This window comes from Amycolatopsis sp. DG1A-15b (genome assembly GCF_030285645.1).
Taxonomy (GTDB): domain Bacteria; phylum Actinomycetota; class Actinomycetes; order Mycobacteriales; family Pseudonocardiaceae; genus Amycolatopsis.
In genome coordinates, this window is sequence record NZ_CP127296.1 from 10,035,477 (window position 1) to 10,047,639 (window position 12,163).

Below are 12,163 nucleotides of genomic sequence, written 5' to 3' on the forward strand. Positions count from 1 at the left end.
GTGCCGCGTCCCGAGCGACCCTTGGATGCCGGGGACGATCTGCTGATCGAATTCGCCGCCGATCTCCGGCGGTTGCGCGAGAGTGCCGGAAATCCGACCTACCGCGAGCTCGGGCGGCGCGCGCACTACTCGGCGGGGACGCTGTCGGAAGCCGCCGGCGGGCGGAAACTCCCCAGCTTGGCGGTCACCCTGGCCTACGTCCGGGCCTGTGGCGGGGTGCCGGGGGAATGGGAGGAACGCTGGCACGCCGTCGCCGAAGAGTCGCGCGCGGAGGGTACCGGTTCACCGCTCGAGCCGGAACCAGGGGAAATTCCGCCGTACGTCGGGCTGGCCGCTTTCACGCCCGCCGACTCGGACCGATTCTTCGGCCGGGAACGACTTGTCGAAAAAGTTGTCGAACGGCTCGGGAGACAACGTTTTCTCGCCGTCCTCGGCGCGTCCGGCTCGGGGAAGTCGTCCCTGCTGCGGGCCGGTCTGCTGCCTTCGGTGAAGGGCCCGGCCCTGCTGCTCACCCCGGGGCACCGCCCGCTGCAGGAGTGCGCGGTCAAGTTCGGCGCCGCGCTCGGCGTCGCGCCCGGGGCCCTGCTCGACGACTTCGCCGCGCACCCGCGCAACCTCGGCCTCGCCGCCCGTCAGCTGGCCGACGGCGAGGACGGAGACCTCGTGCTGGTCGTCGACCAGTTCGAGGAGGTCTTCACCCTCTGCCAGGACGACCAGGAGCGGGCCCGGTTCCTCGACGCCCTCGTCACCGCGACCACCGAACCCGGCAGCCGCACCCGGGTCGTGCTCGGCATCCGCACCGACTTCTACACCCACTGCGCGCGGCACGCCGAGCTCGCCGAGGCCATGCAGGACGCCCAGGTCCTGGTCGGCCCGATGACGACCGAGGAGCTCCGGCAGGCGATCTCGCGGCCCGCCGTCGACACCGGGTACCGCGTCGAGAACGCCCTGGTCTCCCGGCTCGTCGCCGATGCCACCGGCCAGCCCGGGGTGCTGCCACTGCTTTCGCACGCGCTGCTGGAGACGTGGCGGCGGCGTCGCGGCACCACGCTGACCCTGGCCGGGTACGAGTCGACCGGCGGCATCGAGCGGGCCATCGCGCAGACGTCCGAAGGCACCTTCGCGAAGCTTTCCCCGCGTCAGCAGGGGCTGGCGCGGCAGATCTTCCTCCGCATGACCGCGCTCGGCGAAGGCACCGAAGACACCAAGCGGCGCATCGGCCGGGCCGAGCTCGACGCCGACGACGCCGACACCGCCGTGGTTCTCGCCGAGCTGGCCGCGGCCCGGCTGGTCACCCTCGACGACACCGGTATCGAGATCGCCCACGAAGCCCTCATCCGCGGCTGGCCGCGCCTGCGCGAGTGGCTCACCGAAGACCGCGAAGGCCTGCGCGTCCACCGGCAGCTCACCGAGGCGACCGGCGCCTGGGAAGCCGTCGACGAGGACCCGGGCTGGCTCTACCGCGGCACCCGGCTGGCCATCGCCCGGGAGTGGGCCGCGCGCCAGGACGCCGCGCTGTCGCGGCGCGAACGGCGGTTCCTCGACGCCAGCCTCGCCGTCGAACACGCCGAGCGGGACCGCGACCGCCGCCGCACCCGGCGGCTGCGCCAGCTGGTCGCGCTCCTCGCGGTGCTGCTGGTCGTCGCCGTGACCGCCACCGTCTACGCCGTGCGCGCCGAGACCACGGCCACCGAGCAGCGCAACGACGCGCTCGCGTACAAGGTCGCCGGCCAGGCGCTGGCCATGCGCGCCACCAACCCGGCGCTGGCCGCGCAGCTCGCGCTCGCCGCGTACCGCCTCGATCCCGGGGCCGACGAGCGCAGCGGCCTGCTCGGCATGTTCGGTTCGCCGTACGCGACACGGCTCACCGGGCACACCGGCCGGGTCAACACCGTCGCCCTCCGCCCGGACGGGCGGGTCATCGCCACGGCCAGCTGGGACGGCACGGCCCGGCTCTGGGACGTCCACGACCCGCACCACCCGGTGCCGCTGGGCGTGCTCACCGGGCACGAAGGCAACGTGAACAACGTCGCCTTCGCGGCCGACGGCCGGACCGTCGCCACCGCGGGCTTCGACGGCACCGTCCGCGTCTGGGACGTCTCCGACCCGGCGCGGCCGGGGCCCGGCACGACGATCGAGCGGCACGAGGGCAAGGCCTACGCCGTGGCGTTCAGCCCCACCGCGCCGCTGCTGGCGACCGCCGACGTCAAGGGCACGATCCGGCTCTACGACACCACCGACGCCGCCCACCCGAGGCCGTCCGGGGAACTGACCGGGCACACCTCCTACGTCAACAACCTGGCCTTCAGCGGCGACGGCCGGCTGCTCGCCTCGGCGTCGGCCGACAAGACCGCGCGCGTCTGGGACGTCGCTTCGCGGACCCAGCTCGGCGTCGTGGCCGGGCACACCGACGTCGTGCACTCGGTCGCGTTCAGCCCCGGCGGGCCCGTGCTCGCCACGGCGAGCCAGGACCAGACCGCGCGGCTGTGGGACATCGCCGACCCGGCCCACCCGGCGCCGCTGGCGTCGCTCACCACCCACAAGGCGATCGTGCGCTCGGTGGCCTTCACCGCGGACGGGCGCACGCTCGCCACCACCGGCTTCGACCGCACGGCCCGGCTGTGGGACGTCGCCGACCCGAGGCAGCCGCGTGAGCTGCAGTCGCTGCCGGGGCACACCAGCGCCGTCGTCTCGGCGGTGTTCACCCGCGACGGCCGCACCCTCGCCACGGCCAGCGACGACCAGTCCGCCCGGCTCTGGGACCTGCCCGGGCCGGGCATCGCCGCGCACACGGCCCAGGCGTGCCACGTGACCTTCGGCCCCGGGGGCAAGCTGCTGGCTTCCGGCGGCTACGACCAGACCGTGCGGCTGTACGACCGCACCGACCCGCGCGCGCCGCGGGAGCTGGCCACGATCGGCGGGTTCGGCGACGCGGTCTGCGGCATCGCCGTCAGCCCGGACGGCCGGACACTGGCCACCGGCAGCTGGGACCACACGATGGCCCTGCGGGACATCACCGACCCGGCCCGCCCCGGGCCGCCGGTGGTGTTCAACCGGCTCCACGACGACGTCGACGCCGTCGTCTTCAGCCCGGACGGCCGGCTGCTCGCCACCGCGGGCGACGGCCACACGGCCCGGCTCTGGGACCTGGCCGACCGCACCCGGCCGGTCGAGATCGCGAAGCTCGAGGGCCACGACGACGACGTCCACACGATCGCCTTCAGCCCCGACGGCCGGACGCTCGCCACCGCCGGCTGGGACCACACCGCGCGGCTCTGGGACATCTCGTCGCCCCGGGCCCCGCGGCCGCTGGCGAAGCTGACGGGGCACACCGACACGATCTTCTCGATCGCCTACAGTCCCGACGGCCGGCACGTCGCCACGGCGAGCGCCGACCGGATGGTGCGCCTCTGGGACGTCACGGACCCGGCGCGCGTGCCGCCCCCGGTGGTGCTGGACGGCCACGCGGACGTCGTCATGTCCGTGTCGTTCAGCGGTGACGGCCGGACGCTGGCCTCCGGCAGCTACGACCGGACGATCCGGCTCTGGGACGTCGCCACGGCGGCGCCGTACGCGGTGCTGCCCGAGCAGCGCGACCGCGTCTACGCCGCGCAGTACGCCCCGGACGGCCACACGCTGGCGGGCGGGGGAGCGGACGGCACCGTGCGGTTCTGGGAGGCCGATCCGGACCGCGCGGCCGAGCGGATCTGCGCGGCGGTGTCACCGCGGATCACCGAAGCCGAGTGGAGCGAAAGCTTCCCGGACCTCGGTTACGCGCCGCCCTGCCCCTGACCGGGTTGTTCGGCGTTGTTGTTCGGTGGGTGAGCGCGGACACCGAACAACCCGGATCGGCTAGACATGGCGTTGGACGAGCTCGTCCCACGACGTTCATTTCACCGGGGGTCTGAAGGGCTCCTTCGAGGGCACGGGAACCCGCCTCCCGCCCCCCGAAGGGGCCCTTCAGCGTCTCCCCGGGCGCTCGGGTCAGGCGGCCGGGATCCAGTCGGGGTTCGAGGCCAGCACGATCAGCTGCTGCGTCGCGCGGGTCAGCGCCACGTACAGCACCCGGCGGCCGGTCGTCGATTCCGTGATCAGGTCGACCGGTTCCACCAGCACCACCGCGTCGTACTCCAGGCCCTTCGAATCCAGGCTGCCCACGACCTTCAGCCGCTCGTCCGCCAGCCCCGGCAGCCAGCCCGCGACCTCCGGCACCCGGTCCATCGCGGTGATGACGCCGACCGTGCCCTCGACCGCGCCCAGCAGCTCCTTCACCGCCGCCTGCGTCGCCGCGGCCAGGCCGGCCGCCTCCACCGGGCGGACCTCCGGCTCCACCCCGGTGCGGCGGACCGCCACCGGCAGCTCGCCGGACTCCGCGTGCCCGGCCACCACCTTCGCCGCCAGGTCGAAGATCTCCGCCGAGTTCCGGTAGTTCGTGCGCAGCGTGAACCGCCGCCGGGCCGTCTTGACGCCGAACGCCTGGTCCCGCGCCGAAGCCGCTTCCGCCGGGTCCGGCCAGGAGCTCTGCACCGGGTCGCCGACCACCGTCCAGCTCGCGTACTTGCCGCGCCGGCCGACCATCCGCCACTGCATCGGCGAAAGGTCCTGCGACTCGTCGACGACCACGTGCGAGTACTCGTCGTAGTGCTCCGGCCGCGTCGGCGCGCCGCCCGAGCGCTGCGGCTCCACCTCGATCACCTGGCGCCGCTTGCGCTTCGGCTCCGGCCCGGTCAGGACGCGCAGCTCGTCCAGCAGCGCCACGTCCGCGATCGACCAGCCCCGCGACCGGTCCGCGAAGTCCGCGGCCAGCATCGAGATCTCGTGGCGGTTCAGGACGCCCTTCGCCGCCGAGGCCAGCCGCTTCTCGTCGCCCAGCCACTTGAGGATCTGCGCCGGGTACAGCACCGGCCACCACACGACGAGGAAGCGGTGGAAGTCGATCCGCTCGCCCAGGTCGGTGATCAGCTCGGCGCGGTCGAACTGCTTGCCGTCGTCCTTCGCGTGCTCCTCGGCCTTCGCCGCCAGCGCGTCCAGCAGCATCTCGGCCGCCCGGATCCGCGACCGGTTCGGCGGCGCGCCCTGCGTGTGGGCCTTGCGGCGGACCTTCTCCAGCTCGCGCGCGTTCAGCTTGAGAACCTCGCCGCGGTAGACGATCCGCATCTCCTCCGGCGCCTCGGGCGGCGTGTCGCGCAGCGCCCGCAGCAGCACCTTCCGCATCCGCAGCGACCCCTTGACCGCGGCGAGCGGCGCCGCGTCCTGCCGCGTCGCCTCCAGGCCGTCGAGGACTTCGCCGAGCGCGCGCAGTTCGACGTTCGTTTCACCCATGGAGGGGAGGACCCGCGAGATGTAGCTGGTGAACACCCCCGACGGCCCGATGACCAGCACCCCGGCCCCGCCGAGCTGACGCCGGTAGCGGTAGAGCAGGTAGGCGGCGCGGTGCAGGGCGACCGCGGTCTTGCCGGTGCCCGGCCCGCCGGTGATCTCGGTGACGCCCCGCCAGGGCGCCCGGATGACCTCGTCCTGCTCCTTCTGGATGGTCGCGACGATGTCGCGCATCTTCTCGCCGCGCGAGCGCCCCAGCGCGGCCATCAGCGCGCCCTCGCCGACGATCTGCATGTCCTCGGGGACGGCGTCGGCGATCAGGACGTCGTCGTCGACGTCGAGGACGTTCTGGCCGGAGCAGCGGATCACGCGCCGCCGCACGACGTCCATCGGCTCTTCGGCCGTGGCCTGGTAGAACGCGGCCGCGGCCGGCGCGCGCCAGTCCGTGACGAGGTTGTCGAACTCCGCGTCGCGGATGCCGAGGCGGCCGACGTAGGTGCGTTCACCCTCGCGGTCGTCGAGCCGGCCGAAGACGAGCCCTTCGTACTCGGCGTCGAGCGTCTGCAGCGTCTGGTTGGCGTGGTGGACCATCATGTCGCGCTCGAACAGCATCGACGCCTGCTCGAAGATCGCCTCGCGCTGCGCTCCCTGGCCGATCTCATAGCCCTTCGTGCGCATCGCCTCGGCCTGGACCTTCAGTTCGTCCAGACGGGTGTACACGCGATCGACGTGGGCTTGTTCGATGGCGATCTCGGCCCGTCTGACCCGAGGTTCGGACACGCATGGCTCCTTGACAGCTTTGGGATCGCCTCCGAGGGCGAAGAACGACTCTACGCGGTGGCCCGGGCGGGGACACCCGTGTCCCGGTCATCCGCGCCGCGCGTCGTCCCCGCACAATCGGGGGGTGACCAGGATCGTGGCCGGGACGGCGGGCGGGCGGCGGCTGAAGGTGCCGCCGAAGGGCACCCGGCCGACGTCGGAGCGCGTGCGGGAAGCCCTGTTCAACGCCCTCGGGACGGCCGGCGAGCTGGACGGCGCCCACGTCCTCGACCTCTACGCCGGGTCCGGCGCGCTCGGCCTGGAAGCTCTCTCCCGCGGCGCGGCGGACGCGCTGTTCGTGGAGTCCGACCGGCGCGCCGTGGACGTCCTGCGCGGCAACGTCGCGGCGCTCGGCCTGGGCGGCACGGTCCGGGCCGGGCAGGTCGAGGCGGTGGTCGCCGCGCCCGCGCCCCGGTCCTACGACCTGGTGCTGGCCGACCCGCCGTACGCGGTGGACGCGGCCGCGCTCGGCAAGGTGCTGGGCTCGCTGGCGGCGGGCGGCTGGCTGGGGTCGTCGGCCCTGGTGGTGATCGAGCGCGCCGCCCGTGACGGCGAGCCGGACTGGCCGCCGGGCTTCGAGCCGACGCGCGCGAAGAAGTACGGCGACACGGCCGTCTTCTGGGCGGAGTACACAGCTGTGGCGTGAGCCACGCGGCGGAGACCGGGCCCGGCACGGTAGCGTCCGCGCCATGCGGCGTGCGGTCTGTCCCGGTTCCTACGATCCGGCCACCAACGGGCACCTCGACATCATCGAACGGGCGAGCGTGCTGTTCGACGAGGTCGTCGTCGCGGTCGGGGTGAACCGGTCGAAGAAGGGGCTCTTCGAGGTCTCCGAACGGCTCGACATGCTCCGCGAAATCACCGCGAAGCTGCCGAACGTGCGGGTCGACTCCTGGGAGGGCCTGCTGGTCGACTACTGCCGCGACCACGACATCGCGGCGGTCGCCAAGGGCCTGCGCTCGGTCAGCGACTTCGACTACGAGCTGCAGATGGCGCAGATGAACCGCGAGCTCACCGGCGTCGAGACGCTGCTGATGGCGAACAACCCGGCGTACGGCTTCGTGTCCAGCTCGCTGGTCAAGGAGGTCGCGGCGCTCGGCGGTGACATCGAGCACCTCGTGCCGCCGATCGTCTACGAGCGGCTCTCGGAGAAGTTCCCGAAGCTCGGGCGCTGACCCCCCGCCGAGTCCACATCGGACCCCGGGGTGTCCGGTTCCCGTCGTTCGGCCCCCTCCGTTCGTCGGGACTTGGGCGCGGTGGTGCGGGAGTTCACGTCGACGTCTCCTGACGATCATCCGATCGGGTTACGGTCCGAAAATGACCAACTACCGATCACGCCTGGTCGCGGTCCTCTTCGCGCTCCTGGCCACGCTGTTCGCCGGGGTCACCGCCGCCGCGGCGTCCTCCCCGGCCTCCCCGGCCGTCGTCGCGCAGAACGCCTGCGGGAACCTCTCCGGCTTCTCGCACACGACGCTTTCGGCGCTGCCGGCCGAAGCGACGACGACGTACCACCTGATCCAGACGGACGGGCCGTTCCCGTACCCGAAGAACGACGGCGTCGTCTTCGACAACCGCGAAGGCGTGCTCCCGGCCTGCGCGTCGGGCTACTACCACGAGTACACGGTGCCCACGCCGGGCTCGAGCACCCGCGGCACGCGCCGCATCGTGACCGGCAGCGCCGGCGAGTACTTCTACACCGGCGACCACTACGCGACCTTCAAGGTCATCGACATCGGCGGCGGCACGACGCACGCCTGCGGTGACCTCTCGGGCCTGGCGAAGACCGGCTACTCGCAGCTGTCGGCGGCGGCTCGCACGGTCGTCGACAACGTCCGGAACGGCACCTCGGCCGGCACCACCTACGAGAACCGCGAAGGCGTGCTCCCGGCCTGCGCGTCCGGCTACTACAAGCTCTTCGCCGTCGGCACGAACGACCGCGTGATCTCCGGCAAGGCGGGCGAGCTGGCCTACACCCCGGACCGCTACGCGACCTTCAAGCGGATCGACCTGAATTCCTGAACCGTGCAACGCGCCGCGCCCCCTCGTCCGTGAGGTACACCGAAACGAGGACGAGGAGGCGCGATGCGGGCTGCGGACGACGCGGACTTCCGGGAGTTCGCCCGGGCGCGGTCGGGTGCGCTGAGACGGACGGCGTACCTGCTGTGCGGCGACTGGCACCTCGCGGAGGATCTGGTCCAGGTCACGCTGATCAAGCTGTACCGGGTCTGGCCGAAGGTCGCCCGGCGGGGGCCCGTCGACAACTACGCCCGGCAGGTCCTGCTGCGCTGCTGGCTCGACGAGCAGCGGCGGCCGTGGCGGCGTCGCGAACGCCGTGACGGCGTCGTGCCGGACCAGCCCTCTTCCCCGCCCGAGGCCGGGATTTCCGATCCGCTCCTGCGCGCCCTCGCCGAGGTGCCGCCGAAGCAGCGCGCCGCCGTCGTCCTCCGCTACTGCGCCGACCTCCCGGCGGCGCAGGTCGCGGACGTGCTGCGCTGCTCGGAAGGAACCGTCCGGAGCCAGGCCGCCCGCGGGCTCGAGACGCTGCGGGGCGTGCTCGAGCACAGCTCGGAGAGGAGCGCGTGATGCACGAACTCGAAACCCGCCTGCGGGAGGTGGACGTCCCGGAACCGCCGCTCGGCTTCGACCCGGACGAGGTCGCCGACCGCGCGGCCCGGCACGTCCGCCGTCGCCGGGCGGCGACCACCGGCACCTTCGCCGTGGCCGCGGCCGTCGCGGCCGTGGCGGTGTTCGCCCCCGGCACGCCTGCGGTTCCGCCCGCCGCGCCGCCGTCCCCGCCGTCGCTCGCCGACCAGGCGCGGATCCGGCAGGCCCTCACCGACGCGGTCACGGAGCTGTTCCCCGGGCTGCGGAGCCTGACGGTCGGCGCGTCCTCGGCCGACGCCATCGGCCCCGGCAAGATGGCGGTGACCGCCACCTTCGCCGACGCGTCCGGACGGCCGGGGGACTTCCAGCTGACGGTGTACGGCCGGCACGCGCCGGATGATCACCTGCCCTGGATCCGGTCCTGTTCGGAGCCGGCGTCGATCGGGCTGCGCTGCGACCGGATCCCGCAGCCAGGCGGGGCCGAGTTGCTGGTGTCCGAAGCCGCCTCCGTCGGTGACGGGATGTCGACGACGTTGACGACACTGCGCGGTTTCGACGGCGTCCTGCGCCGGGCCGACGGCTCGGCGGTGGTTTTGGTGGATGCCGCCCGCGACGCCGCCGACTCGGCGCAGCTGAGCGAGGAGCAGCTCACGAAGGTGATCACCGATCCGGCCTTCGTGCTGCCGTGGTGACTCCGGCGCCGGGCGTGGTCCAGGGGGACACGCCCGGCGCCGGTCGCGTTCACCGCTTCGGCGCCCGATGCGGGCAGACTGGACACAGCGACAGGGGATTGGAGTTGCCGTGTACCGGGTTTTCGAGGCGCTCGACGAGCTCGTCACGATCGTCGAGGAGGCGCGCGGCGTCCCGATGACGGCCAGCTGCGTGGTGCCCCGGGGAGACGTGCTCGAGCTCCTCGACGACGTCCGCGACGCACTGCCGGCGGAGATCGACGACGCCCAGGACGTCCTCGACAAGCGTGACGACCTGATCCACGCGGCCCGCAAGGAAGCGGGCGAAACGGTGGCGGGCGCGAACGCCGAGGCCGAGCGCGCGATCGCCGACGCGACGGACGAAGCGGAGCGCATCCTCGCCGACGCGCGGGCCCGGGCGGAGCAGATGCTCGCCGACGCGCACGACCAGGCCGACCGCACGGTGGCGGCGGGCCAGGCGGAGTACCAGAACCTCACGGACCGTTCCCGCGCCGAGTCCGAGCGCATGATCCAGGCGGGCCGTGACGCCTACGACCGGGCCATCGAAGACGGCCGGGCCGAGCAGGCCCGCCTGGTGGCCCAGACCGAAGTGGTCCAGGCGGCGCACGCGGAGTCGGCCCGCATCGTGGACGAGGCCCACGCGGAGGCCGACCGCCAGCGAGCGGACTGCGACGCGTACGTGGACGGCAAGCTGGCGGAGTTCTCGGAGCTGCTGGCGACGACGCTGCGAACGGTCGATTCGGGCCGCAACCACCTGCGGTCACCGGCGAACCTGCCGAGCTCGGGTGGGCGGCCGACGCTCTACGACTACCAGGTGTGACGAGCTTCTCAGCCGGCTTTCGGGTGGCTTTCCCGCCAGCCGGGTGGCTTGTCCACATGGCGGCCGGGCTGGGGGCAACCGGCCCCCAGCTGCGGCTTTCCCGGCTTTTCGCCGGGCGCCCCCGATAGACTGGACCCGGGGGCGGCCCACGGGGAGGCGGGCGCGCACGCAAGTGGCCCGCTTGCCGCGTGACGGGCAGGGTGCCAGCTCAAAAGGGGTGGCGGCCCGTGCGTACTCTGGACTGGATGTCCGAGAACAAGACCCCCCAGCTCGACGACCGCAGCCCGTGGGTGATCGACACCCGTGAGCTCGGCCGTCACGCCGGCCTCAGCCGCGCCGTCCGGCGCAGCGTGCCGGTGGAGACGCCGCTCGGCGTCCCCGATGTCATCACCATCGAAGCCGGCTCCGAGCTGGAACTCGACCTGCTCCTCGAGTCCGTCGTCGAAGGCGTCCTCGTCAGCGGCACCGCGAAAGCACTGGCCAAGGGCGCCTGCGCCCGCTGCCTCGACCCGCTGACCGAAGAGGTCGAGGTCGAGGTCCAGGAGCTGTTCGCCTACCCGGGGTCGGTCACCGAGGAGACCACGGACGAGGACGAGATCCCCCGGCTGGTCGACGACCGGATCGACCTCGAACCCATCGTCCGCGACGCCGTCGTGCTGGCCCTGCCGCTGGCGCCGCTGTGCACCGAAGACTGCGCCGGGCTCTGCATCGAGTGCGGCGTCAAGTGGGCCGATCTCGAGCCCGGACACGGGCATGAGAAGATAGACCCTCGGTGGGCCGCACTGGTCGAGCGCTTCGACGAGAACGCGGGCGAAAAGCCTGCGCAAGGGCCCAGCTGAACAAGAGCAAGCCTGACGAGCGTCCAGCTCGATCCGGTGAGAAAGTTCGCTCGCACCGCGAGCAGACCGTCATAAGGAGATCTACTCGTGGCCGTCCCGAAGCGGAAGATGTCGCGATCCAACACGCGCTCCCGCCGCAGCCAGTGGAAGGCGGCTCCGGTGCAGCTGGTGCCCTGCTCCAACCGCGCCTGCAAGCAGCCGAAGCTCCAGCACATCGCGTGCCCGTCGTGCGGCCAGCACAACGGCCGCCAGGTCGTCGAGCCCGCCTGATCGGGTAGCCGATATGGGGGGCAAGACGCCCGGGGGACCACCAGCCGATCCGGCGCCGTTGCTCGAAGCGCTCGGGGTCATCCTCGACCCCGAGCTGCTTCGGCTGTCGCTGACCCACCGTTCGTACGCGTACGAAAACGGGGGGCTGCCGCCGAACGAGCGGCTGGAATTCCTCGGTGACGCCGTGCTCGGCCTCGTCGTCACCGATCACCTGTACAACACGCATCCCGACCTGCCCGAAGGTCAGCTCGCGAAGCTTCGCGCCAGCGTCGTCAACATGCACGCACTGGCGCGGGTGGCGCGCGGGCTCGGCGAGGGCGGGCTCGGGGCGCACCTGCTGCTCGGCAAGGGCGAAGAGCTCACCGGCGGGCGGGACAAGGCGAGCATCCTCGCCGACGGGCTGGAGGCCGTGATCGGCGCCGTGTACCTCGAACACGGCATCGAGATCGCGCGCAAGCTCGTCCACCACCTCTTCGACGGCCTGCTCGCCGAAGCGCCCCTGCGCGGGGCCGGGCTCGACTGGAAGACGAGCCTGCAGGAGCTGACCGCGTCGGCCGGTCTCGGCGTGCCCGAGTACAAGGTCGAGGACACCGGACCGGACCACCGCAAGGAGTTCACGGCCACGGTGCTCGTCGCGGGCCGTCCCCTCGGCCACGGCGCCGGGTCGACGAAGAAGGAAGCCGAGCAGAAGGCCGCCGAGACGGCCTGGCGCTCGCTGTCCGCCGAACTCGAGGCGCAGAAGAAAGCCGAACCGGAGTCCTGATCAGCGGGAACTCCCGTTG

General features: G+C 72.6%; 11 protein-coding genes. 10 read left to right on the top strand and 1 reads right to left on the bottom strand.

From position 1 onward, the window contains the following. A complete protein-coding gene (locus QRY02_RS46665) occupies nt 1-3,792 on the top strand; it encodes an nSTAND1 domain-containing NTPase (protein ID WP_502874175.1) in 3,792 nt (1,263 codons plus the stop codon). 192 nt (nt 3,793-3,984) lie between these two features. Here the strand turns inward: QRY02_RS46665 and QRY02_RS46670 are convergent, their stop codons facing one another. Continuing rightward, nucleotides 3,985-6,099 (bottom strand): HelD family protein, encoded by a 2,115-nt coding sequence (locus QRY02_RS46670; RefSeq protein WP_285989084.1) that lies wholly within the window; start codon nt 6,097-6,099, stop codon nt 3,985-3,987. Nucleotides 6,100-6,223: 124 nt separating this feature from the next. On the opposite strand from QRY02_RS46670, the gene rsmD reads away from it, so the two are divergent. The 9 genes from rsmD to rnc all read left to right on the top strand — a co-directional run bounded on the left by rsmD (nt 6,224) and on the right by rnc (nt 12,144). Continuing rightward, nucleotides 6,224-6,784, top strand: a complete 561-nt coding sequence (gene rsmD, locus QRY02_RS46675) for a 16S rRNA (guanine(966)-N(2))-methyltransferase RsmD (RefSeq protein WP_285989085.1) — start codon at nt 6,224-6,226, stop codon at nt 6,782-6,784. A 43-nt stretch (nt 6,785-6,827) separates the two neighbouring features. Beyond that, complete coding sequence (coaD, locus tag QRY02_RS46680) at nt 6,828-7,313, top strand: pantetheine-phosphate adenylyltransferase (RefSeq protein WP_285989086.1); 486 nt, start codon at nt 6,828-6,830, stop codon at nt 7,311-7,313. 142 nt (nt 7,314-7,455) lie between these two features. After that, nucleotides 7,456-8,157, top strand: a complete 702-nt coding sequence (locus QRY02_RS46685) for a ribonuclease domain-containing protein (RefSeq protein ID WP_285989087.1) — start codon at nt 7,456-7,458, stop codon at nt 8,155-8,157. Between the two features lie 63 nt (nt 8,158-8,220). Then, on the top strand, nt 8,221-8,721 hold the full coding sequence (locus tag QRY02_RS46690) for a SigE family RNA polymerase sigma factor (protein WP_285989088.1): 501 nt from the start codon (nt 8,221-8,223) through the stop codon (nt 8,719-8,721). Then, nucleotides 8,721-9,434, top strand: coding sequence for a hypothetical protein (locus QRY02_RS46695; protein ID WP_285989089.1), 714 nt, complete (start codon nt 8,721-8,723; stop codon nt 9,432-9,434). Before QRY02_RS46690 ends, QRY02_RS46695 begins: the two co-directional genes overlap by 1 nt. Nucleotides 9,435-9,543: 109 nt before the next feature. Beyond that, on the top strand, nt 9,544-10,272 hold the full coding sequence (locus QRY02_RS46700) for a DivIVA domain-containing protein (RefSeq protein ID WP_013223687.1): 729 nt from the start codon (nt 9,544-9,546) through the stop codon (nt 10,270-10,272). Between the two features lie 245 nt (nt 10,273-10,517). After that, entirely contained in the window at nt 10,518-11,111 is a 594-nt protein-coding gene (locus QRY02_RS46705) for a YceD family protein (RefSeq protein WP_285989090.1), read from the top strand. 87 nt (nt 11,112-11,198) lie between these two features. Continuing rightward, nucleotides 11,199-11,381, top strand: coding sequence for a 50S ribosomal protein L32 (gene rpmF / locus QRY02_RS46710; protein ID WP_013223689.1), 183 nt, complete (start codon nt 11,199-11,201; stop codon nt 11,379-11,381). 13 nt (nt 11,382-11,394) lie between these two features. Then, on the top strand, nt 11,395-12,144 hold the full coding sequence (rnc, locus tag QRY02_RS46715) for a ribonuclease III (protein WP_285989091.1): 750 nt from the start codon (nt 11,395-11,397) through the stop codon (nt 12,142-12,144). Nucleotides 12,145-12,163: the final 19 nt, after the last annotated feature.

Excerpts from the sequence above, each read along its gene's own strand:
- rnc (WP_285989091.1), top strand. The coding sequence starts at position 11,395 with ATGGGGGGCAAGACGCCCGGGGGACCACCAGCCGATCCGGCGCCGTTG.
- QRY02_RS46685 (WP_285989087.1), top strand. The coding sequence starts at position 7,456 with ATGACCAACTACCGATCACGCCTGGTCGCGGTCCTCTTCGCGCTCCTG.
- coaD (WP_285989086.1), top strand. The coding sequence starts at position 6,828 with ATGCGGCGTGCGGTCTGTCCCGGTTCCTACGATCCGGCCACCAACGGG.
- QRY02_RS46695 (WP_285989089.1), top strand. The coding sequence starts at position 8,721 with ATGCACGAACTCGAAACCCGCCTGCGGGAGGTGGACGTCCCGGAACCG.
- QRY02_RS46690 (WP_285989088.1), top strand. The coding sequence starts at position 8,221 with ATGCGGGCTGCGGACGACGCGGACTTCCGGGAGTTCGCCCGGGCGCGG.
- QRY02_RS46705 (WP_285989090.1), top strand. The coding sequence starts at position 10,518 with ATGTCCGAGAACAAGACCCCCCAGCTCGACGACCGCAGCCCGTGGGTG.